Origin of the sequence: Sanguibacteroides sp. AM78-02pH3A (assembly GCF_027666085.1) — a bacterium.
GTDB classification, from domain to species: Bacteria; Bacteroidota; Bacteroidia; order Bacteroidales; family Marinifilaceae; genus Gabonibacter; species Gabonibacter massiliensis.
Genome location: NZ_JAQEHX010000003.1, coordinates 15,814 through 38,634, shown reverse-complemented (window position 1 = coordinate 38,634; position 22,821 = coordinate 15,814). Strand labels below are relative to the sequence as shown.

Genomic DNA, 22,821 nt, shown 5'->3' with positions numbered 1-22,821 from the left:
GTTTTATTTTACCGTACAACATTAAAACCTATTTTCTTTATAGCCTCTTTCAAAGCCCTATATTTTTCCTGCACTACCGGGTAATCCTTATTTTCAAGCATAAATTCCTCCTCTGTTTGGGAAAAAAAGGCATTCAAGTAAGCCTCCAGATCCACGGACTTCTTAGGAAATGTATATGTCGGCGAACTCAGGAAGCCGATTGTTTTCACGTCCGAGATATTCGGGAATTTACTTCTGGAAACCTCATAATAATTCTCACCGGGCTTATAAAATTCTGTCAGATAATTATTACCGAGAGCGTTCACTTTTTGGCGAACAATACCCTCCACGATTCTATCGGCAAGTACAGCTTGTTGTTCTTCCGTCATATTTTCAATTCCGGACAAAGCAATTGCCAAAGTCCTCATCCCCCAATAAAAATCGATATTACTGGTAGTCCACTCTCCATACTTTTGTACCGATTCTTTTACCAATTGGGTTGCCAATACGGAGTAAGGGCGAAGAGCTTCCGTGATAACCGGCATAATCCGATTTTCAAGAAATGTTACTGCTATTTCTTTCTCATCTATCGTTTTCAGGTAGTCATAGGCATAACGATTGGAAGAGATACTTGTCATCCCGTAACCGATATCCAAAAGTTCATAGGTATAAAGCGGATTTCCTTCTTCATCCGTCCCCTTTAATTCCCGATGAAGAGTATCGTTAAAAATCAAATATGAACCGTTCTTCGTGAAAAACTCCCTTCTCAAAACCGATTCCGCATCGGTTGCATCCCCAGGTGCTTCAAAATAATTCTTATCCAGCCCGCTGGGTAACAGATGATCCTCCGATCCACAAGACAAACACAACAACCCTAAAACGAGCATACCCAATATTGTATGTATATAATCCATAATCTAAAAATTAAAATTCAATAATTGATTACCTCAACAACCGTCCGGTCTTCCCGCGGATTGTCCTTTACTCCGTCGAATTCGACAACTTCGGTCGGAATAGGCAATGTGTAAGCGGAGTCATTCTCCTTCAACTCGTATACCGTGCTTCTAATCGGAACTGTTCCGTCCCAATCCTCTTCAAAATAGGTAAACGTGTGACGAATGGTTTTCGTATAGGGTAATTTCTCGTTTACCGTGTAACGACGCAGGTCGAACCACCGATGTCCTTCGAAACACAACTCCCGAAAACGTTCATTTCGAATAAAGGTAATCAGTTCGTTTCCACTCAACGCAATTTTCACGTATCCCTCTCTTTTCATCCGCTTCTCCCGTAACGTATTTAATGCGGTCAATGCGGTCGCTTCGTCTCCCCCGCAAGCTGCCGCTTCTGCAAGGTTCAGATAAGCTTCTGAAGTTCTGAAAAGGAAATTATCCGAAACATCTATCCTGCCCGTTCTTCCGGGTTTTACTTTTCTGCTGATATAATTACCACCTTTTCGTTCCAAAAATACCGTTTGTCTCAGGTCTTCATTCTCTTTATAAGGTTCAAACTCCTTATACAATTCTTCCGAGATAATAAAATCCCGGGTATAACCGGTTACCGTATTCGGAATAACATTCGATCCCATAGAAAATATGGTTTCTACCGATTTCGAAGAGAGGAAGTAATTATCCGTCGAATTAAACGTATTTAGATTCACCAGGTCACTTTTCCGGTCTATCACTTTTTGAGCATAAATTCTAGCATTCTTATAATCTTGCATATACAAGTATACCCGACTTTGCAACAAATTTGTAGCGGAGATATCTGCCCTGTAAATACTTTTTGTCGGAATCCCTTCCAAACAGGTTTCTGCTATTTCCAAATCGGCAATGACTTGGCGATATACACTTTCAACACTATTTCTTTGATTAAATTTTACATCCTCCACGTAATCCGTCAACTTCAAGGGAACTCCCGGGTCAGAGGATGCCGTCGATTTAGAATAAGGTTTCCCGTACAGATTCACCAGGGTGAAGTAATAGGCAGCCCTCAGAAAATGGGCTTCTCCCTTTATACGCTGTATCGCCTGACGCCCCGCATCGGAGTCTGCCCCTTCTTTATCTATCGCCTTAATGACCATATTTGCGATATTAATATGCTTGTAGAGGCGATCCCAATCCCGGTCCTCCGCATTTCGGGCCGTTCCTTCCACATTCATTCCGACCCTCCGTTGCCAGGTATAATACCCGAAAATAGCCTCGCGACTGGTCCTGCCGTAGTCTAAAGTCGCCCAAATACACTCCTGAGTCTCATCCGACATGAAATGAATATACGGATAATAAAAACTACTTACTCTCTCGTCTCCTAACTGGCTGGAAGCGACAACCTCCATATAGCCATCACCCAAGAGCAGTTGATCCAAATCCTCGTATCCCCGGACATACGCCGTATCCTGTGAATACTCTTCCAAAAAATCAGAACATGAAGTTGTGATTAACAGCAATATCCCAATTATATATCGTACTTTCATCGTTTAAGCTTTAAAATGAAACATTAATACCCAAAGAATAAGTCGGACGGTCTGATAACTGAATTTCAGCAAAACCGCTTTGTGTCGGAGTCTGCCCTTTTAATTCGGAAGAACAAATCGTAAACAAATTAGTCGTAGCCAACGTAACCTCGAGACGACTCAATCCCCACTTTTGCAACAAGTGGTCTGCAATAGCGTACGTAAAACTCAGGTTCGTACATTTCAAATAATTGGCACTCACGACCCGTTGGTTGCCATAATTATACATGTCCCAATAATTACGGGCAATCAATTGTCCCTCGTAGCCGTCTTTAGCCGACCAATGATCATTATAATAAGTATACGCGGCTGAAGTCGTATTGATAGTAGCCGGAATATTAGTATGAGCCTCGTCTCCGGGCTGTCGCCAACGTTTACTGAACTCCCGGTTTACGTTTTTTTCCGGATCCCAGGTTGTCGTGTTATTGTATAATTTGAACAAACGAACTTTAGCCCCCAAGCTATAAGCTAAATTACAACTCAAACGCATGTTTTTATATTTCAATGTATTGGTAATACCGCCGGACATGGTCGGTTCGCGTGAACCGGAAGCCGTCAATACCTGAGTATAAGTATCGTATTTACTCAAATTTTTCAAATCTTCACTATGCTCCTGCATATCATCGAATACGGGCCCCCCGTCTATAGGATTCAAGCCGATGAATTTATAAGAATAGAATGTTCCCACGGATTTCCCTTTTACTAAAGCCGTACCATTCAAGAAATTGGAAAGTTCGTATTGCTCCGCTCCGGGTTTGGTTTTCAACTTATTGAAAGAATCGGAAAAATAGGTGGACAACGTCCATTTGAAATCCGACGTTTTGACCGGAGAGAGAGTTACCGCGATACTATACCCCTGATTCTCCACGTTACCGGAATTAACCACGTATTGATTCAATCCGTTCACCGAAGATATCGGTTTCGACAAGAAAGCATCTACCGTACGCTTATAGTAATAATCCACGCTCATCATCAAACGATTCCGAAACAAAGAAAACTCCAAACCGGCATTAAACGAACTTGTTTTTTCCCATTTTAACTTCGGATTGGGATAATTGACCACCTTAGAAACCAACTCATTGTAATAAGGATCGGTCGGTTTCTTATTGATAGTCATCACGGGAGATTGTCCCTCGAGCATATTTCCTTGGTAACCGTAAGACAATTTCAATGATAAATTATTGACAATATCCGACTCGCCTTGCCAATGTTCCGAAATATTATACACCCCGGAGACCGACCAAACAGGCAGCAACTTGTCATTACTCTGATCCCCGAATTTATTTGATCCGTCGATGCGGGCATTGGCATTTAACGTGAAATAGGTAAAATAACTATAAGATACCGTCAGGAAACCGGCAAGCAGATTCGTAATATTATCTGTCAGCACCGGATAAGCATTGTTTTCCAGCCAACTTCTATAAGCAGAATACTCTTCCAAAGAGGTTCCTTGTGCAAATTGTTTTCCCCGATCCGGATAATATCCTCTCGTGGTGCTCGTGTATCCGTTGTATTTTGAAGAATTCATCTCATAACCGAGAACCGCATTCAAATTATGCTGGTCTTCACTACCGAAATACTTATTAAAGTTAAGTTGCAATCGCAATGTATAATCATTATTACGAGTATAATCCTTGTTTAACTCTCCTCCAAACGGCAATTCCGATGTTGCCTTAACCGGTTCGACGCCATATTCCGACTTACGTAAATTCGCCACGTAATTGGTTTGTTCGTCATAATACCCCTCGATCTCCGTATTCGACGTGGAATAAGAAAACAACACTTGGGCATTCAGGTAGTTCGTAAACGTAAAGTTCAAGCGGGCATCAAACATTATATTCGAATTATTCTGTTTATAACCGCTATGTTCCAATTCATTCAGTATATTAAATTTATACGGAACCACCCCGTTGTATTTACCATAAAAGAAGTAACTGCCGTCCCCTGCATAAGCAGGTATCGTCCTACTCGTGTTATAAGCATAATCCATCGGAGCCAGCGAGGATTGATTATACTTCCGTTCCCCTACATTTCCTTTTATACTGAAGGAAGCCGCCAAGTACTTCGTTAAATTGGCATCCATATTCAACACCACGGTGTAACGTTCGTTCCGGTTACCCTTTATCACGTCATTATCCCTGGCATATCCCACGGAAGAGTAGTAACGCAAATCCTTCGTTCCTCCCGTCAAACTCAAGGTATGCTGATGTGAAAAGGAGTCTTCCGTCAACAAATCGAACCAATCCGTATTCTCCGTCTCTAACTGGTCTACTCCCTCCTTGAATTGTTTATAACCGATCTCCCGGTCATATAGCCGTTTTGCTAATCCTTCAAAGCCGACCTCCGTCATATTGTTACTATATTTATAACGAGAGTTAAACAAATCCCGCGAAAAATCCATCCGCTCTTTTGAATTCATCACGTTGATTTTATTGTCGGAATACCGGGGACGGCGTTTCATGGTCGTAGTCATATTGTAACTCACCAACATTTTACCCTTATGCCCTTTCTTGGTCGTGATCAGGATAACCCCGTTAGCGGCTTTGGCCCCATATAGAGCAGTTGCCGAAGCATCCTTCAACACGTTTATGTTTTCAATATCCTGAGGATTCAGCCCGGCAATAGCGTTACCGATACGATTTACATAGTCAGGATCGTTCAGTTCATCGGGACTCACCGGAACAGGATCTTTCATCACAACACCGTCCACCACCCACAAGGGTTCGCGGTTACCGATCAAGGTAGAGGTCCCACGGATCCTGATCTTAGGCACAACCCCGACCTCTCCGGAATTCACCATAAACATCATATCCGGAATATGTCCTTCCAGCATTTGATCTATGGAAGACAAGCCCGAAACAATGATATCTTCGGCCTTAATACTCGTGATGGCACTCGTCAATCTCTTTTTCTGAATAGTTTCATATCCCGTTACCACGACCACCTCATCCACCTCTGTGGCTCTCTCCTTCAATACCACATTGATCTCTTTTTGCCCCGTGTATTTTCGTTCCACGGTCTGCATGCCTATAAACGTGAAAACAACCGTTGCCGTATCCTTGGGAAGCAATAATTTATAAACTCCGTTCTGATCCGTGGTTACCCCGATTGTTGTACCTTTTATTCTAATCGTTACCCCGGGTAAAGGAGAACCGGTTTCATCCTTCACGACACCTTTTAATATTAAATCTTTTACGCTATCTTTTTCAAAAGATTTTATTTTACGAATAATAGCCACATTATCCATTAATTCATAAGTCAGTCCCGTACCCTCCAGACACTTATTCAAAATTGCCTCAACATCCGCATTCTTCATTTGAATACTCTTACGCCCCACCTGTTTTACATCGTCATTACTAAACATAAAACTAATACCGGATTTTTGTTTGATCTGCTCAAACACGTCCCGAAGCGATGCATTCTTCACATCAATATCCAACCGCCTATTTTGAGCAAACGTACCTGCATTCAATTGACCGACAAACAACAATAAGAATAAGCATATAATCTTCATAATTCGTAAAATTGGGAGAAGCCTCAGGCCCAACGGCCTGAAACAGACATTTGTTTTTCTCATAACATTTGTTTTTAGTTTTTGCATTAGCACCATTACCTCTGTTTGCGGCAGAGACAGAATTTCATTTGTTTCAAAGGATTTTCATTTGTTGATCTTTTTCCATAACTTTGTTTTTTAGTTTTTACTTAGCCCGTTACGGCTAATCGAGGATAGTATTTGCGGTACTATCCTCTTCTTTTTATTGTTTACTCACGACCACAGTTCTATCTTTAATCCGGAAAGAAACCTTACCCGTTTTTTCCATCAAAGCCGTAAACTTATCCAGATCGCTATATTTCTTTACATCCATTGTAAATCGCAAATTCTTTAAATCCTGACTGCTATAAAACACGTCCACATCATACCAACGGCTCAACTCATCCATAATCGTTTCAAGGCGTTCGTTTTCAAAAACCATACGACCTGTCGTCCAAGCCATATAGCGATACGCGTCAACTTCTTTTACCGACATCTGTCCGTCCTTATTTACCCGGGCCTGATGATTGGGTAGCAACCGGCAACTATCCCGGCCGTCGGTCACTTCTACCGCTCCCTTTACCAAGGTGGTGATAATCTCCTCCTCATTCCGATAAGAACGAAGCACAAATTCCGTCCCCAACACTTTAATACTCAAACCATCCGTATAAATGATAAAAGGTCTACCCGCATCTTTCGCCACAGAGAAATACCCCTCTCCATTGAAATACACTTCCCTTGTACTTGTATCGAAAACAACCGGAACCCGAAGTTCCGACTCCGCGTTCAAACAGACGACCGTACCCTCGCTAAGTCGGGCTACATATTCACCTCCCCGGGGAATCCGTATCGTGTGATATTCGCCGGAGGTCTTATTCTCTCCCCCTTCCGCCATATCCAATGTATCGCTCCGATTAACCATAACAAGCCCCTCCTCCCCGAATCGAAAGGTCGTATCGTTCTCCAAAACAATCTTATTTCCATTAGCCAACTCGAGTATAGCCTTGGATTTACCCGAAACTATTTTGTCTTTTACCAATACGATACCCGGACATTCCTTTTTATCGGCCACCATATAATACAAGCCTACACCTATAAGTACCAAAACGACAGCAGCAACCCGGATAGGATTACGATATTTTCCACTCCATCGCCGACAAACCGTTTGACGTTCTATTTTCCGCCATACCTTCCGCCTATCGACCGTATAATCATCCATAATCGCGTGGCCGACAAACTCCCCGGAAGTCACCCTTTCAAAAAGTTTTCTATTTTCCTCCGACCGAAGCAACCACTCGTCCAACAAGCGTTTCTCGGGTTCGCTGATCTCCCCGATCAACTGTTTTACGATTATTTTTCTTATCTTTTTTATATGTATAATATCCATAACATCCGTTCAAATTCGGCACGACATTGTTTTCACCCCATAAGTTTCTATTTCGTTTATAAATCTCCATTTCATAAACAGTATTATATAGACACCAGAATACATTCCAGGTGTCATAAAAAAATCATCTTTTTGACAAAAAAATCAGGAAAGGCTTAAAACGAGACTCAATATTTTCTCCAAACGTTCTCTTAAATAGTGATTTGCATTATTTTTATGACGCTTGATTGTATTAATTGCAATATGTAACTCTTCGGAAATTTCCTGGTGACTCTTACCTTCCAGGCTACGGGAATATACTTTTTTACAGGCGTCGGGCAACTCCTCAAATATTTCATTTATCAAAGCGTAAACCTCCGCTTCCATCACTTTAGTGACAAAAGACTCTTCCGTATCTTCTTCCTGGTGATCTTCCAATCGTTTCTCCATACGTCTTTTGTCGCGTATATAGGTCAGGCAATTATTCCTTACCGCCCTGTACAAATAGGTTTTCAATACCTGATCGTTTTCAAAACTCTCTTTTCTCTCCCATAATTTCACAAACATATCCTGAATCAAATCACAGGCCACCTCCTCGTCTCCCACGTAGCGCATAGCGAAAAACTTTAACGCGGTAAAATGAATCTCATACTGCGTCTTAAAATTTTGAGAGTTTCCTAAATATACACGGGCAAGTTCAACCATCGATACTAAAATCACTATACTACTGCAAACAAAGATATATTTTTATTTTAAATTTTAATCCGAACAAACAAACTGTTTATTTTTAATCATCGACAGAACTCCCGAGAAAACAGGCAAGAAAAGATCAAAACGATCGCACCTATCCAAAGATTTTTGAATAAAAAGTAACAATACCTCAAGATCGATTTCCGATGTATTCTCTCTCATTCTTTTTAATGAATTAACCAGCAATGTCTTAACCGTAGCAACAGATATATTCAATTCTTCTGCCGTCTCCTTATAACGCATCCCTTTTAAATAAATACATTTAACCACATTTCGACTTTGCGGAGGCAAATTCTCAATCTCCTGTTCGATCTTACAAAGCATCTTTTCATTCAGGTCTTATATTCCAGACTCGGAACATCTATTTTAGCAACATCATAACCCCCCTTTAGAGGATCGATCTTTTCTAACACATTTAACGATAGATTTTTTACTGCCGTAAAAAGATAAGATTTCAAAGTACGAGGATACAACTTACTCTCCACTTTTCGTTCCCACAATATTAATGAAGAAATCCTGTATTAAATCTTCTGCCTGACTCATGTTATTCAGAAAGGTGTCAGCCCATAAAACCAAAGGCCTGTAATATTCCTTGAAAAGAAGTTCCATTCCCTTTACATCCCGGTTTTTCAGTAATAGACATATATCATTATCAGAATCTTGCATAACGACACACACTCACGCTACGAATATTAAATCACCTTCTATTTACAATAAAAGTAATTAAAAGAGAGCAACAAAAAATAATAAATCTTAATTTCATCACGAATTAACATACTGACCTCAAATTTAGTTCTGCCTATAAAAAAAGCCTGACAAGCAATACACCACTTACAACAAACTTTTATTTTATGTTTTTGTTATCATTATTAAGCAGATATTCAATTAATTAAAATTCGCAGAACACCATAAACCACAACACCGGCATGTTACAAATAAAAGAAAGCAAGTCCGATAAACCGTAACCTGCTTCTTTTTTACACTGTTAAAACCACTTATTCGTACATCGCATCACCGATCTTCTGTATTTGAAACATCATAATCCAAAAGATATATTTTCCTAATTTCAGTATATTCATAAATACTCCAAGTCAAGAAAAATCGCTTGTATACAGGAGATTATTATCGTAAAAAAATCGTGATATATAAAAATATCACGATCTTTCCTTAAAACACCCACGAAAGGTTATATCCCTCGTAAAAAACTCTTTCTACTCTTCCACCTTCGTGAAAAGATACCTCATTCGGTAGAAATAAGCAATCTCGTCTCCCCAGTCGGCATAAGTATCCTGCAAGAAATCAACAGGTTCGAAATCCACGATATGCACTTCAAGCGTTTTACCGTTATCGAGCACTCGGAATCCGACTCTGGCAGGACGTATATCCATCTGGTTGTCGGAGAAGGTAACGTTTACATTACTCAACTCCATATAAGGCAGTAATATAATATCTTCCAAATCACTCACCTCATCCTCTATCTCCCCGAGGAACGTCACCTCGCTATCCCGGAAATACTTCCGCAGATCTCCGGTCATATGTACTTTCAACTCGTCTTTTTCTCCAGATACAAATTCCAAAATATCATCCGAACGGTTATCCAACGGCATATTATCCAAATCGTTAGGATACTCGCACCACCCGACGATAAACTCGTAGCTGGCAAATTCTTTGAATGCCCATTTTCCTAACATCCGCTCATAAAAAGAAGGACCTACGATTTTAATCGTCAGCCTATTGTAGTCTCCGACAAAAAAGCGGGCATCCGGATCTAACTCCAGTTCGATTATGTCTTTTCCGGCTTCCAATGCTAAAAAGTCAATGCTGATTTTAGCTTTTTTCTGGCCCGCCGGAATAACAAATTCATTCACATCTCCTTCAATAGAAAAATGTTTTCCTAATTCGGCGGTTGTCGCTTCGGTAAAAATAAACGGTAAATGCAAATCCACGGAAGGCACGCTACTACTGTTCAATTCTCCGCTAATCTGTATTTCCACATCCAATTTTTGCGTCAATTCGGTTTTTGCCTTCATAAAAGAACAACTGAATCGTTCTTTCAATTCTATCGGAATCATGGCGATCTTATTATTCCACAATCGGTATCCGGATACCGGTTTCAAGGCCAACTTGATCTCACGCCCCTCGTTAAGATTGTCTTTAGGCGTAATCACTATTTTTGCGCTCGACTCCCCCGGTTTAAATTCGAATTGACGGGCCGAAATCGTATAATCTTCATCCAAAACAGCTGTTCCCGTAATATCAAAAGGGACCGAAAAAGCCTCGCTCGCCGGAACAGATGCTAAAAGGGTAATCTCTAACGGAGCTTCCGCTTGCAAAATATACACGGCCCGGTCAAAAGATAGGGTCGAATCTTTATCATCATCATCGTTACACCCTGTTGCCAAACAACCGAAAGTGAACAGAGCGAATAGAAACAATATATTTTTCATATGCTTTCATTTTAATTATTAGAAGATCATTCGAACTACTCCACTTCCGTAGCCGTTGTATACTCATCCCGTTCCGCCTGAACCGCATCCCGCTCCTCCTGAGTCAACACCTTTGCTTTAGGCAACACATAAGGATCCACATTTTTATAATCATCGGACTTTTTAGGATAATCTCCGACATCGCCGCAACCGATAAAAGAGAACATCCCGCCCATAACCAAAATATATATTAGCTTTTTCATAATTCTACCTGTTTTGTTTCGTTTGACACTATTATTCATATCCTTCATTTTGAATCAATCCCGGCAACAGGGCGATATCATTTTTAGGCAAGGGAGCCGTGTACAGATAAGTACTCGTCTCGTACTTCAATCCGTTTCTTGCAACCCAGAATTCCGGGCGTCCGTTTCGTTTCAACTCAAACCAACGGTCTCCTTCCATATACAACTCTTTCCGACGTTCATCGAAAATAGCCGACATCAATTTGGTCAAAGAGGCTCCGGTCGCATCCACCTTAATCCGGGCATTCGGGTTTACCTCCGGCAAAGTTTCAAGGGTATAGGGGACGTAATCGCTAATCCGTTTCTCCCGCAACTGGTTTAAATACGACAAGGCTTCCGATGTCCCATTACTTTGATGAGCGTAAGACTCGGCCAAAATCAAACACATCTCCGCACTACGTACTCCGGAAAAAATATTTTTCATATTCAACCTTTTCTCATCGAAAGAGATAGCGTAACGCACGTCTCTTCCTTTCTCGACAAACAGATCCACAAACTCTTTTCTCGCGGGGCGGTATTTAGCATCTCTCTTCGCATCCGCGTAATCCGAATCTGAATAAAAATCCCCGGAAATCACGTAAGATCTTAACAAAATATTTCCTTTTTGAGTGTTCTGACTCTGAATCATATCCGTATAGTCCTGCCCCGACAACAAGGGATATTTTTCTAAAATCTCTTTTGCTACCGGAATAGCATTACCCCAATCCTGACACCAGAAATAAAGCCGGGCTAAATAAGCCTTTGCCACATCCGCCGTAAAACGGTACATCCCTTCCTGCACATTATAAGTAATGGCTTTTTTCAAATCTTCTTCAATAAATTTTGCCGTAGTTTTCAAATCGGAGCGAACAGGCTTTGCTTCCATATCGAAAGTACTGACTATCGGTAAGCCCAACCTATCTTCAGCCCTTTCCGGATCATAAGGTTCGCAAAAATTCCGCATCAAGTTATAATAGCAAACGGCTCTCAAAGCATAAGCTGTTCCCAACACATTTTTTCCTAACTCGGAGTCCCGCTGTTCCATGTTATCCAAAATCAGGTTACAATCCCGGATCACGGCATATAACTCCTCGTAATCAGACTGGAAATCATTGATTTTCGAACCCACGTATATAGGCAACGAGATTCCCGCCGTCGACAAATTCGTATTCTGGTTATCACCGTAACATTCATAATTCAGAATGGTCCTCGCATTTCCCAAAACGACCTCCTCACTCCCGTAATCCATATCGTTCAGTCGGGCATGGAGAATAGCCGAGAACTCTTCGGCGCTTTTGGGAATAGCAACACCCTGCTCTTTGACATCCAAATAATCTTTACAAGAACAGCAAAAGCTAAATACCAATAATATATATAATTTCAAATTTTTCATATCCTGTCATTTTTAGAATCCAACAGTTATACCTAAAGTCACGGAACGGGTCTTCGGATAGGTAGCTCCCGGTGTTTCCGGATCAAGTCCCGAATAATTCGTAATGGTAAAGAAATTATTCATCGTCAACATGAAGCCCATAGAAGACAATTTCAATTTATTCAATACCTCCGTTCCCAAATTATAAGCGATCGAGATGTTCTGGATACGCAGATAAGAGATATTCTCCAGCATAATTCCCCGCGTAATCACCGTCTCCGTCGGATTATAGTAATCCAAATACAAACGGTCGCCGAAACTATCGATAATGCGTCCGTATTTCACTCCCGTCGTACGATTCGGGGTCCACCGGTTCGTCCGGTCTCTCTGAACATTCAGATGATTGGTATACAGATCATTATAATCCGACTGAACGGGTTCATAATCTCCGGAAGAAGAGCCCACCCGGCTATAACTGGCCGGAGAAGCAAGATTATTTATCACTTTCGCCCCGGACGAATAAGAGCCACCTACATTCAAACTGACATTTTTATAGGAAAAATTCACATTGAAACCTCCGGTAACGGGAGCGATATTCGTTCCCAAATAAAAACGGTAGTTATCGCCTTTATGCAAATCCGTGGCCTGATTGATTTCTGCATCCGGACGCAATTCGAACAAATACATCCCGTTTTGAGGATCGATACCCGTTACCCTTCCGCCGAATATACCGCTCAGGGGGAATCCCTCGTAGGAGTAATAGGTAGAGGCAGGTGGATTATATTTTTTCAATTTATTCTGATTCCAGGCCACATTTGCCGAAACTTTCAATTTAAAATCTTTTCCATCCAATACCTTCACGTTCAGCGTTCCCTCGATCCCTTTATTCTCTATCTCGGAGGTATTATACCCCTGATGATTGAATCCGGTTGTCGTCAATACCTTCACGTCGGTCGCCACATCGGAACTCAATCGATAATACCACTCCACCAAACCTGAAATCCGGTCATTCCATAAACCGAAATCCAACGCTAACTTCATATCCTTTGTTTTCTCCCATCTTAAATTCGGATTAGGAGCATTATACACGGTAGCCATCCTTAAACCGTTACCGAATTTACGATTTACCTTATCGTAGTTCATGATTAATTCCGGACTATAAGAGGTATTCACGTTACCCGTGTAACCGAAAGCTGCTCGTAAAGCCACCCGGTTCAATACCGGCTTCAAAGGAGCCATGAAGTTCTCGTCTCCCAAATGCCATACGGCTCCCAATGACCACGTCGGATTAAATTGCTCGTCGCTACCGAAATGGTTTGATCCGTCCGTTCTGAACGAGAAACTAAAGATATAACGTTCCATCAGATAGTAATCCAATGAAGCATAGAAAGAAGCAAAACGATTCTCGATCACGTTTTCTCCTGAAAGCTGGTCCACGATTGCCGCGAAAGATTCCAAATCGGAATAACTGATATTATCTCCACTCGCAGGTTTAGAGGGGATGGGAATGGAGGAATTTCCCGTTACCGGATCGTAACCATACCGTTTGGCATACATGCTTTTAGCCTTTGTTCCCCGTATCTCGGCTCCGGCCAATACGGACAAACGATGATTCTCACCGTACAGGTCGTCATACATGAAATGTCCCCTTAGGAAATAACTGCTGTTGTTCCCGGAAGTCTGTGTAATCGAACCGTATACCCTGTCTGGATTTTTACGATCGAAACTAAACCGATCGGCGTAAGCCGCATAGGTATTGATTCCATTGATATTATCCGTTTTATTATTGGTAAAAGTATAGGAAACCAATCCTGCAAATTTCAATTTTTCGATAAAGCGATACTCTACTCCCATTCGCAAGGTGGTCGAGAAATTATTTACCTTACTGGAAGTCTCATCGATCTCCCGCATTATATTAAATCCGTTGGGCGGCAATAACGTCGTACTCGATGCATCATTCATCTTGGGTAACGAATAATAAGTCACGTCCGCCCGGTAACTTCCGTCTTCGTTATAGGGACGTTCGTAGGGATTGGCAAAATAAGCATATTTGAAAGGATCTACGTTCAAAGAAGAACCTCCGGATTTCTGCTGGGCCAAATCAAAACCAAAATCTAATTTCAATTGATCTATCGGCATTAAATTAATTTTGGCATTGAAACTATATCGGTCATAATCCGTTTTTTTCAACACCCCATTATCTTTCGAATACCCTAATGCAATATAATAAGTAGAACGCTCAGCACCTCCCGAAAGAGACAGATGGTGGCTGGTCGAAACCGTAGTACGGAACAATTCGTCAAACCAGTTCGTCGTGTGCCCGCTCAACTCCCGAAGGTAAGCGTCCTGCTCTTCCGCACTCATCGGTTCGTAACCATTATCACCTTTGAACTTACCGTCCTTTCCCAACCGGCCGGAACGTAACATACCGACAATACCCACAACCGGATAACGAAGGCCCTCATTGTACTTTTCCGCGGAGAATTCATCCCACAACTCCTGTTCCCATGCCAATTTTTCGGACGAATTCATCAGATTTCCATCCCGTTGCGGTTTTCCTACAATGGTAACATTACCCGCATAATTGACCCGCATCTTTCCGGCTTTCCCCTTCTTGGTCGTCACAACGATAACACCCCCGGCCGCACGGGAACCGTAAATAGCTGCAGCTGCGGCATCTTTCAATACCGTCACATTCTCTATATCATTCGGGTTTACTCCCCCGATTCCGTTCAAAAAAAGCGTACTGAAATCGCCGGATTTAATTTGAGTTGTCGAAATATTAGGAAAAGTTTGTTGCAACGGAACCCCGTCTATAACCCATAACGGATCGGCATCCCCGCTAAATGTACTGGTTCCTCTGATCCGTATCTTAGCCGACTCGCCCGGACGTCCGGATATGGCCTGTACGCTCACGCCCGCAATCTGCCCCTGAAGCAAATTATCTACTGTCGGTTGAGCTTTATTGGCAAAATTCTCTTTCGTTAGGACAGCCACGGAGCCCGTCGCTTTTTGTCTCGTTGTTTGTCGAAATCCGGTGATCACTACATCATCCAAAGCCACCTGTTCGTCCTTCATTACCACGTTATACTCCGTTTTGTTCGGATCGAATTTTACTTCCAAAGTCTTCATCCCCACGAACGAGAAAACAAGTATTACCGTATCTCTCACCGGAACATTCAAGGTAAACTTTCCGTCATTACCCGTGGCGACACCGACCAACGTACCCTTTATCATAACCGAAACCCCAGGCAAAAGCAAACCGCCTTCATCACGCACCGTCCCTTTTATATTTACCATCTTTACTGAATCCTGTGCCGGTTTAGCCGACTCATAATAAATAATTACATGCTCATTAACGATCTCGTATTTCAACGGCTTATTCGCTAATGCCCAATCCAGAATTTCAGAAACAGTTTTTTCCTTGACCTCACCCTTCAATTGGTATCCTTTCACATCAGCATGGTTAAAAACAAATCTGAAACCGGTCTGTTTCTGAATCTTTTCAAATAACTGAACAAGATCCCCATTCATCGTTAAACTCAATTTTTCCTGCTGTGACCAGACTTTCGCATTCAGTCCCGAAATGCCCAAAGCCATGACGAGGCAAAACAATTTAAATTTAATCATAATCCAAATGAGTTTTTCTCTTAGATTTTTCATAGTTTTGTTGTTAATGATTAGACTTTAAAATTCCTCTGACAAGGAATTTTACCGATCGGGAGATACGCCAACATCTCCCGAATTTTTAATTCCGACAATTTTTTGTGACTTTTAACGTTTTCCCTTTTAATTCGACTTTAATGTTTTTCGTTTTTTCTAAAATAGATATAACTTCATCCACCGGAGTGCTTCGTTTAAAAGAAGCCGTGAAAACATACTCCTTCACTTCCGGGTTAACAAAGAACAGATTCAGATCGTACCATCTGGCCAACTCTTCGAACAACTCCACCAACCGACATTGCCTGAAGTTAAATTCCCCGTACCGCCAGGCAATGTAATCCATAGGATCTACTTCCCGAACGACCATAGAATCTTTTTCCAAAGAGACTTGTTGTCCGGGGATCAGTTGTACCGCTCGTTTTCCATCCTTTACCTCAACAGCCCCCTTTACCAAAGTGGTATGTTGGCTCTCGCCAGGATATACTCTTACATTGAATTGAGTCCCCAACACGCGAACATTCATTTTTTCCGAATTCACGATAAAAGGCTTTCCATCCGCTTTTTTCACATCAAAAAAACCCTCTCCCGTCAAGGTAACCTCACGGGTGTCTCCGGTAAAAACAATCGGATAATAGAGCGAACTCTCAGAATTCAACCACACGACGGAACCGTCGGATAGAGTCAGAACGTATTCGCCTCCCCGGGGTACCGCAATCCGGTTATAGGTCCGTTTTGCCTCCTCCCCCACGATATCATAGGCCAACATATTTCCGGAAAGTCCTCGAATGACCACTCCTTTCTCTTCCGTGACAGGTTTTACCAACGAATCGCCAAGCACTATTTTTTTACCGTTGGATAACGTCAGAACGGCTTGCTTTTTACCGGGCACGACTACCGGATTATCCGAAACGAACTCGTTTTTCTCCATTGGATTCCACCATAGAATCCCCACCCCGAAAAGAAGAATAAACACGGCGGCATAGCGTATCCATACCGGGACGATTCTCTTTTCATCTATTTTCTGATGAATTTTTTGCCACTCTCTTGCCAAAACGATTTTGCGTTCACACCCCGCGATATATACAGCGAATTTTATTCGCTCCAATTCGTGATATTGTTTCCGATGTTCGGGCAAAGCATACCACTCCATAAACAAACCCTCCTCTTCAGCGGAAAGCGATTCGCCACACAACTTATCATAAATGATCCCTTCTACTCCCTTTTCGGTCGTCATTTTTTATACATTTGTTTAAAACAATTTTATATAAATGACAGGAATCTCTCCAAATGGTGGGGCTCGGAAATGTTAATTTTTATTTTTTTCGAAATAAAAAAAACAATATGGATTTCAATTTTTCTTTTGAAGTATTTTCCCTTATAAAAGCATAGGCTTTACGAATATGATCTTTGACCGTATTTATCATAACACCCTGTTCTTGTGCGATCTCCGCGTAAGATTTGGACTCGACAATACTTAATTCCAAAATTTTACGTCTCTTTTCCGGCAAACGTTCCAGTAAACGTTTTACGTTTTGAATCAACTCCTCCGGCTCTTCTTCACACTCTTCCTCCACGTACGATCGTTGGTATTTATCCACGACCAAACTGTGTTCCCGGTAATTCAGACAACGATTCCGCGTACTATTTCTTAAATACCCCCGTTCATTTTCCACCCTCTGCAAAGCATCCCGGTTTTCCCACAATTTCGTATAAAGTTCCTGAACGATGTCCTTAGCCACCTCGAAGTCACGTACGTAATAAACAGCTACCCGCAACAAATCCTTATAATATAGATCAAAAAGAGTCTTAAACGCCACTCTATCGCCCGCTTTTATCCTTTCAAACAAATCCATATTTTATATTTTGCTGCTTATTATCTTAAAATTCCCCCAAAGTTTTTATTGGTGCAAACAATAATTCACACTAATAATCAACTATTTATATTATTTCTCGTTATTACAATCTAATTTAGATTTCCTTCGTTCCCGAACAGAAAACAAATATGATTTTATTGTATTCAAAAATAAGAATTTTTTATCACTATAAAAACCTTTACCTAATTTCCAATCGAAAGCTCTTTATAGACGACCTCTACACGTACGGATTCCCGCACCTTTACCCGATCAGCCCCGGATAGCCACCACCCGGTTAATCTTTGTTACATACTTGTCTTTCGCTTCGTTTTTTCGTAACTTAGCGGCGGATTAAATTAAAATAATATGTTTCCAAAAAATGAATTTCAAAAATATGCCACGAAACATAAAGGCATTAGCAGCTTAAACCTGCACCGATTCGAATCTGCCACGGCAAGCTATATATCTCCGACCATCATCGAAGAGCGTCAATTGAACATCGCCACGATGGACGTATTTTCCCGTTTGATGATGGACCGGATTATTTTTTTAGGTACACCTATCGACGATGATGTGGCCAATATCATTATGGCTCAACTTCTTTTTCTGGAATCCACGGACCCCGGAAAAGACATCCAGATTTATTTCAACACGCCCGGAGGTTCCGTGTATGCCGGTTTGGGGATATACGACACCATGCAATATATAAAATGTGACGTGGCAACTATCTGTACCGGAATGGCAGCTTCCATGGGAGCCGTGCTCCTGACAGCCGGAACCAAAGGGAAACGTTCCGCCTTGCAACACTCCCGGGTAATGATTCACCAACCTATGGGTGGAGCCTCAGGACAAGCATCCGACATCGAGATCACAGCACGTGAAATTGCCAAATTGAAAAAAGAACTATACACGATTATTGCCGATCATTCCGGAAACCCGTTCAAAAAAGTGGAAAAGGATTCCGATCGAGATTACTGGATGACTGCCGAGGAAGCTAAAAACTACGGCATGATCGATGTGGTATTAACCAGAGAAAAATAAATGATGCAAGACAAGTGCTCTTTCTGCGGAAGATCCAGAGATGAAGTGGATCTTCTTATATCGGGTGTGGACGGTTTCATCTGTGATATGTGTGCAACACAAGCGTACGATATCGTACAGGAAGAACAAAAAAACCATACCTCTTCGTTAAATCTGGATCAGATCGAAGTAAAAAAACCGATCGAGATCAAGGAATTCATGGATCAATACGTGATCGGGCAAGACGAGGCTAAAAAACATTTAGCCGTAGCCGTGTATAACCATTACAAGCGTTTGGCCCAAAAAGAGACTCAGGATGACGTCGAAATAGAGAAATCGAATATCATTATGGTCGGCAGAACAGGAACGGGAAAAACCCTGTTAGCACGTACCATTGCCAAAATGTTGCATGTTCCTTTTACCATCGTGGACGCCACGGTTTTAACGGAGGCCGGCTACGTGGGAGAAGATATCGAATCCATCTTGACGCGATTGCTTCAAGCCGCCGATTACGACGTGGAAGCCGCCGAAAAAGGGATCGTGTTTATCGATGAAATAGACAAGATCGCCCGTAAAGGAGACAACCCTTCCATTACCCGGGATGTCAGCGGAGAAGGAGTGCAGCAAGGCCTATTGAAACTATTGGAAGGTTCGATCGTAAACGTACCGCCTCAGGGTGGACGAAAACACCCGGAACAAAAACTGATACCCGTAAATACGAAAAATATTCTGTTTATCTGCGGGGGAGCTTTCGATGGCATCGAGAAGAAGATAGCCCAAAGAATGAACACCCAGGTAGTAGGCTTTACCGCCAGTAAAGAAACCGAAACCATCGACCGGGACAACATGCTTCAATACATTGCCCCCCAAGATTTAAAATCCTTCGGGCTCATTCCAGAAATCATCGGACGCCTGCCGGTATTGACTTATTTAGAACCATTAGACAGACAAGCCCTAAGGAATATTCTCACGGAACCGAAAAATGCCATTATCCGGCAATACGTGAAATTGTTCGATTTGGATCATATACAATTGAATTTCGATGAAGAGGTATTCGAATACATTGTCGATAAAGCGATCGAATTCAAATTGGGTGCACGCGGACTTCGTTCCATTTGCGAAGCGATAATGACAGACCTGATGTTCGAGATTCCCTCGCAAAAATGCGAGACCGTCACCATCACCAAAGAGTATGCCGAAAGCAAATTACAAAAATTAAGTGCCCAGAAACTTCGGGCCTAATCGTAGAAAAGCGGTCATTGGCCGCTTTTCTTTTATTTCCCTATCAAATCACGAATCACGACAGAGGCACAAAAACAACCGAATGCAGGCGGCATATAAGAGATCGTTCCCACATTGGATTTCTTATTTTCACCCTCACTTAGAACCACCGCTTCAGGATCGACCTCTTCCGGAGAGAAAACGACTTTTACCCCTTTATACACACCTAATTTATGTAATCTCTTCCTAAGCATTCTTGCCAGATTACAATTATAGGATTTAGAAATATCCGCAATCCGTATTTGCGTAGGGTCGAACTTTCCCCCGGACCCCATCGAGCTCACGATAGAGTAACCGTTCTGCAAACTGTGGTATATCAAAAAAATTTTAGGGGCCAACGTGTCGATCGCATCCACAATATAATCATAAGAAGCCAGCTTCAACACTTCAATCATCCGGTCGTCCCGGATATAATCATTGATAACATGCAATCGTATTTCCGGATTTATATCCCGAAAGCGAGCGGCCATAACTTCGGCCTTAGGCTTGCCCATGTTACTATCTAAAGCAGGCAGTTGACGATTTTTATTGGTCTCCTCCACGCAATCCCCGTCAATAATCGTCATCTCTCCTATTCCCGCACGACACAACTGTTCCGCGGCATAAGCGCCTACCCCCCCTAACCCCGCGACCAACACGTGAGCTTCCTGCAATTTCTTCAATGCTTCTTTCCCGATTAACAATTCCGTCCTACTTAACCATTCCGTCATCATACCTTATCTCTATCACTTTTTGATAATTATCCCAAATAACCCGCTTCAACTCCTCTTCTCCAATTCCCAATTCAGAAGCCGCAGATTCGTATATCGCCTCGATCCGGACGTCCCGGTCATCACTCTCCAAAAAAAGAGCGTACAACGGAATCTTTCTTAACAAACGAAACGCGTTCGAACGAGGATTCAACAACTGAGGCCCTACCGAAATATAAAAACCGTGTTCTAATAACTGATTAAGAATCTGTTCATTATTATTAAAACCATGAATAATCCAAGGAACCGTCGTTTTCATGCCTTTACGAACCCTGATCAAATCGGGATAGGCCTTAACGCAATGAATGATCAAAGGTTTTCGTGCCCGTTCCGCTAACTCGACCTGTCCTATCAACAAGGGGATCTGTTCTGAAAATAACACGGCGGATCTCCGGTCCAAACCACATTCTCCCACGGCGACAACCTCTTTTAAGGCGATCATTTGCCCCAACTCCTTCAAAATTTCTTCCCTCTTTCTCGTGAGTTTTTTCATCGGATGCCAGCCTACGGAATAGAAAAACCGCTCCCCTCCCGAACGCCTCTTCTTCAATTCGATCTTCAAACCGGCATAAAGTTCCCCGACGTCCAATATATTGACCCCGCACCCTCCGCAATGCGTATGTATATTTACATAGGAAACCATTTCTCTTTGCTTGCAAGACAAATTCTTCTACACGAAGATAGGAAAAAGGGAGACTATTTACTTCCCTTACGACACATAATATTCAATATTGTCTTATCCGTCTCTTCCATTCCGGCCGTTCCGATCAAACCGACATTTCGGATCGTCTTTTCAATATCGTCCTCTATGATCCCGTCATCATGGGTTTGAATTCCCCGCATGGCTAATAAAGCCGCCTGCACGGCAGCGGAGACCCCGGAGTATACCTTTAAAGCACATCCCTGTTTTGCTCCGTCGCACATCATTCCCGTCAAATTGGAACACATCGTTTTTATAGCATTTACGACTTGCTCGTAACTCCCGCCCATCAGGTAAGTTATGGCAGATGCAGCCCCGGTCCCGGCAATCAGAATACCGCAAAGAGCCGAAAGGTGCCCCATATAGGAGTGAATATGAGCCGCAATCAAATTACTCATCGCCAAAGCCCGCACCAACTGCTCTCTCGAAGAACCGAATTTTTCTGCCGCAACAATAACAGGCATATACACCGTAATGCCTTGGTTACCGCTACCGGAATTGGTCATTACAGGCTTCGGGCACCCGTCCATACGAGCATCAGAAGCAGCCGTAGCCTGAATCAAAGCATTGTTCAACAAATCATTTTCCAATACTCCTTTATCGATATTTTCCTGCAAAGTTTTACCGATTTGCAACCCATACTCCTTTCTCAATCCTTCCGAAGCAATCTCCTTATTCATCTCGGCTCCCTCCAATACGAATTCGATATCTTTCAACTCCACCTCATGAATAAAATCCCATATTCTTCTGACACTCAACACGGGACAATTATCTTCCGATAATTTAGAGACATCCACCCGATACTCTTTTTTAAAAATAACCTCCCCGTTTTTCTCCACATACACGATATTCGTGTGGTCATTCATGATTATCACTTTTGCCGTATCATCTCCTCTCCGGGCATCCACTTCCGCGTATAACTTATCGGGTGCATCCTCTTTCATGGAAACGACGACTTTCGATACCAGCTCCTTTGCAAATAATAAATTATCCCCTTCGTTCACCTCTTTCAGTACTTCCAAACCATACTCGCTCTTGCCGCAAACGGCACCTAAAGCAGCAGCAATAGGAAGGCCTACCATCCCCGTTCCCGGAATCCCCACGCCCATTCCGTTTTTGTATATATTCCCGCTCACCCGCACCTCCAAATATTCCGGAGTACTCCCTAAAACCTCTTTGCATTTAGCACAGGCAAGAGCACAAGCCACGGGTTCCGTACATCCCAAGGCTGCTTTAGCTTCTTTTCTTAATATGTCAACAATTTGGCTATTCGATACTTGAGTCATTCTATATGATTTTTACACGTGAACTTTTAATTATATCCCCATCCGACAAAAATA

The 22,821-nt window shown here is 42.2% G+C and carries 18 protein-coding genes; 2 read left to right on the top strand and 16 right to left on the bottom strand.

Annotated features, from left to right (window positions below; genetic code table 11):
* Positions 1-8: 8 nt before the first annotated feature.
* The 13 genes from PGR74_RS05170 to PGR74_RS05110 form a co-directional block, all read right to left on the bottom strand.
* The gene (locus PGR74_RS05170) at positions 9-893 is read right to left on the bottom strand and encodes a hypothetical protein (protein WP_041505047.1); all 885 of its coding nucleotides are present in this window, start codon (positions 891-893) and stop codon (positions 9-11) included.
* Between the two features lie 17 nt (positions 894-910).
* The gene (locus PGR74_RS05165) at positions 911-2,449 is read right to left on the bottom strand and encodes a RagB/SusD family nutrient uptake outer membrane protein (RefSeq protein ID WP_041502697.1); all 1,539 of its coding nucleotides are present in this window, start codon (positions 2,447-2,449) and stop codon (positions 911-913) included.
* Positions 2,450-2,459: 10 nt separating this feature from the next.
* Positions 2,460-6,002 (bottom strand): SusC/RagA family TonB-linked outer membrane protein, encoded by a 3,543-nt coding sequence (locus PGR74_RS05160; protein ID WP_237143301.1) that lies wholly within the window; start codon positions 6,000-6,002, stop codon positions 2,460-2,462.
* A gap of 241 nt (positions 6,003-6,243) precedes the next feature.
* A complete protein-coding gene (locus PGR74_RS05155; protein ID WP_041502695.1) occupies positions 6,244-7,407 on the bottom strand; it encodes a FecR family protein in 1,164 nt (387 codons plus the stop codon).
* A gap of 144 nt (positions 7,408-7,551) precedes the next feature.
* Entirely contained in the window at positions 7,552-8,091 is a 540-nt protein-coding gene (locus PGR74_RS05150; protein WP_041502723.1) for an RNA polymerase sigma-70 factor, read from the bottom strand.
* Positions 8,092-8,145: 54 nt separating this feature from the next.
* Positions 8,146-8,460: a sigma factor-like helix-turn-helix DNA-binding protein gene (locus tag PGR74_RS05145; RefSeq protein WP_052649379.1), complete on the bottom strand. Its 315-nt coding sequence runs from the start codon at positions 8,458-8,460 to the stop codon at positions 8,146-8,148.
* 150 nt (positions 8,461-8,610) lie between these two features.
* Positions 8,611-8,802 (bottom strand): hypothetical protein, encoded by a 192-nt coding sequence (locus tag PGR74_RS05140; RefSeq protein ID WP_052634440.1) that lies wholly within the window; start codon positions 8,800-8,802, stop codon positions 8,611-8,613.
* 545 nt (positions 8,803-9,347) lie between these two features.
* Complete coding sequence (locus PGR74_RS05135; protein ID WP_041502694.1) at positions 9,348-10,583, bottom strand: hypothetical protein; 1,236 nt, start codon at positions 10,581-10,583, stop codon at positions 9,348-9,350.
* A gap of 35 nt (positions 10,584-10,618) precedes the next feature.
* Complete coding sequence (locus tag PGR74_RS05130; RefSeq protein WP_146216442.1) at positions 10,619-10,825, bottom strand: hypothetical protein; 207 nt, start codon at positions 10,823-10,825, stop codon at positions 10,619-10,621.
* Between the two features lie 31 nt (positions 10,826-10,856).
* Positions 10,857-12,236, bottom strand: coding sequence for a RagB/SusD family nutrient uptake outer membrane protein (locus PGR74_RS05125; protein ID WP_041502692.1), 1,380 nt, complete (start codon positions 12,234-12,236; stop codon positions 10,857-10,859).
* A 12-nt stretch (positions 12,237-12,248) separates the two neighbouring features.
* On the bottom strand, positions 12,249-15,845 hold the full coding sequence (locus PGR74_RS05120; protein WP_041502722.1) for a SusC/RagA family TonB-linked outer membrane protein: 3,597 nt from the start codon (positions 15,843-15,845) through the stop codon (positions 12,249-12,251).
* A 118-nt stretch (positions 15,846-15,963) separates the two neighbouring features.
* Entirely contained in the window at positions 15,964-17,112 is a 1,149-nt protein-coding gene (locus tag PGR74_RS05115) for a FecR family protein (RefSeq protein ID WP_052634438.1), read from the bottom strand.
* Positions 17,113-17,191: 79 nt separating this feature from the next.
* On the bottom strand, positions 17,192-17,731 hold the full coding sequence (locus PGR74_RS05110) for an RNA polymerase sigma-70 factor (RefSeq protein WP_041502691.1): 540 nt from the start codon (positions 17,729-17,731) through the stop codon (positions 17,192-17,194).
* Positions 17,732-18,097: 366 nt separating this feature from the next.
* Here PGR74_RS05110 and clpP point away from each other — a divergent pair, with 366 nt between their 5' ends.
* Both clpP and clpX read left to right on the top strand, forming a co-directional pair.
* Positions 18,098-18,772, top strand: coding sequence for an ATP-dependent Clp endopeptidase proteolytic subunit ClpP (clpP, locus tag PGR74_RS05105; protein ID WP_041502690.1), 675 nt, complete (start codon positions 18,098-18,100; stop codon positions 18,770-18,772).
* A gap of 3 nt (positions 18,773-18,775) precedes the next feature.
* Entirely contained in the window at positions 18,776-19,993 is a 1,218-nt protein-coding gene (gene clpX, locus PGR74_RS05100) for an ATP-dependent Clp protease ATP-binding subunit ClpX (RefSeq protein ID WP_041502720.1), read from the top strand.
* A 32-nt stretch (positions 19,994-20,025) separates the two neighbouring features.
* Here the strand turns inward: clpX and PGR74_RS05095 are convergent, their stop codons facing one another.
* Genes PGR74_RS05095 through PGR74_RS05085 form a run of 3 tightly spaced genes read right to left on the bottom strand, consistent with a single transcriptional unit; the run spans position 20,026 to position 22,767 of the window.
* Positions 20,026-20,742 (bottom strand): tRNA threonylcarbamoyladenosine dehydratase, encoded by a 717-nt coding sequence (locus PGR74_RS05095; RefSeq protein WP_181416516.1) that lies wholly within the window; start codon positions 20,740-20,742, stop codon positions 20,026-20,028.
* Positions 20,723-21,424 carry a TatD family hydrolase gene (locus PGR74_RS05090; RefSeq protein ID WP_052634436.1) on the bottom strand — a complete coding sequence of 234 codons (702 nt, stop codon included), beginning with the start codon at positions 21,422-21,424 and terminating at the stop codon, positions 20,723-20,725. The genes PGR74_RS05095 and PGR74_RS05090 overlap by 20 nt, the downstream gene beginning before the upstream one ends.
* Before the next feature lie 53 nt (positions 21,425-21,477).
* The gene (locus tag PGR74_RS05085; RefSeq protein ID WP_041502688.1) at positions 21,478-22,767 is read right to left on the bottom strand and encodes an L-cysteine desulfidase family protein; all 1,290 of its coding nucleotides are present in this window, start codon (positions 22,765-22,767) and stop codon (positions 21,478-21,480) included.
* Between the last annotated feature and the right edge of the window lie 54 nt (positions 22,768-22,821).

Coding starts and splice junctions, on each gene's coding strand:
- PGR74_RS05170 (WP_041505047.1), bottom strand. CDS start 893: ATGGATTATATACATACAATATTGGGTATGCTCGTTTTAGGGTTGTTG.
- PGR74_RS05165 (WP_041502697.1), bottom strand. CDS start 2,449: ATGAAAGTACGATATATAATTGGGATATTGCTGTTAATCACAACTTCA.
- PGR74_RS05160 (WP_237143301.1), bottom strand. CDS start 6,002: ATGAAGATTATATGCTTATTCTTATTGTTGTTTGTCGGTCAATTGAAT.
- PGR74_RS05155 (WP_041502695.1), bottom strand. CDS start 7,407: ATGGATATTATACATATAAAAAAGATAAGAAAAATAATCGTAAAACAG.
- PGR74_RS05150 (WP_041502723.1), bottom strand. CDS start 8,091: ATGGTTGAACTTGCCCGTGTATATTTAGGAAACTCTCAAAATTTTAAG.
- PGR74_RS05145 (WP_052649379.1), bottom strand. CDS start 8,460: ATGCTTTGTAAGATCGAACAGGAGATTGAGAATTTGCCTCCGCAAAGT.
- PGR74_RS05140 (WP_052634440.1), bottom strand. CDS start 8,802: ATGCAAGATTCTGATAATGATATATGTCTATTACTGAAAAACCGGGAT.
- PGR74_RS05135 (WP_041502694.1), bottom strand. CDS start 10,583: ATGAAAAATATATTGTTTCTATTCGCTCTGTTCACTTTCGGTTGTTTG.
- PGR74_RS05130 (WP_146216442.1), bottom strand. CDS start 10,825: ATGAAAAAGCTAATATATATTTTGGTTATGGGCGGGATGTTCTCTTTT.
- PGR74_RS05125 (WP_041502692.1), bottom strand. CDS start 12,236: ATGAAAAATTTGAAATTATATATATTATTGGTATTTAGCTTTTGCTGT.
- PGR74_RS05120 (WP_041502722.1), bottom strand. CDS start 15,845: ATGATTAAATTTAAATTGTTTTGCCTCGTCATGGCTTTGGGCATTTCG.
- PGR74_RS05115 (WP_052634438.1), bottom strand. CDS start 17,112: ATGACGACCGAAAAGGGAGTAGAAGGGATCATTTATGATAAGTTGTGT.
- PGR74_RS05110 (WP_041502691.1), bottom strand. CDS start 17,731: ATGGATTTGTTTGAAAGGATAAAAGCGGGCGATAGAGTGGCGTTTAAG.
- clpP (WP_041502690.1), top strand. CDS start 18,098: ATGTTTCCAAAAAATGAATTTCAAAAATATGCCACGAAACATAAAGGC.
- clpX (WP_041502720.1), top strand. CDS start 18,776: ATGCAAGACAAGTGCTCTTTCTGCGGAAGATCCAGAGATGAAGTGGAT.
- PGR74_RS05095 (WP_181416516.1), bottom strand. CDS start 20,742: ATGACGGAATGGTTAAGTAGGACGGAATTGTTAATCGGGAAAGAAGCA.
- PGR74_RS05090 (WP_052634436.1), bottom strand. CDS start 21,424: ATGGTTTCCTATGTAAATATACATACGCATTGCGGAGGGTGCGGGGTC.
- PGR74_RS05085 (WP_041502688.1), bottom strand. CDS start 22,767: ATGACTCAAGTATCGAATAGCCAAATTGTTGACATATTAAGAAAAGAA.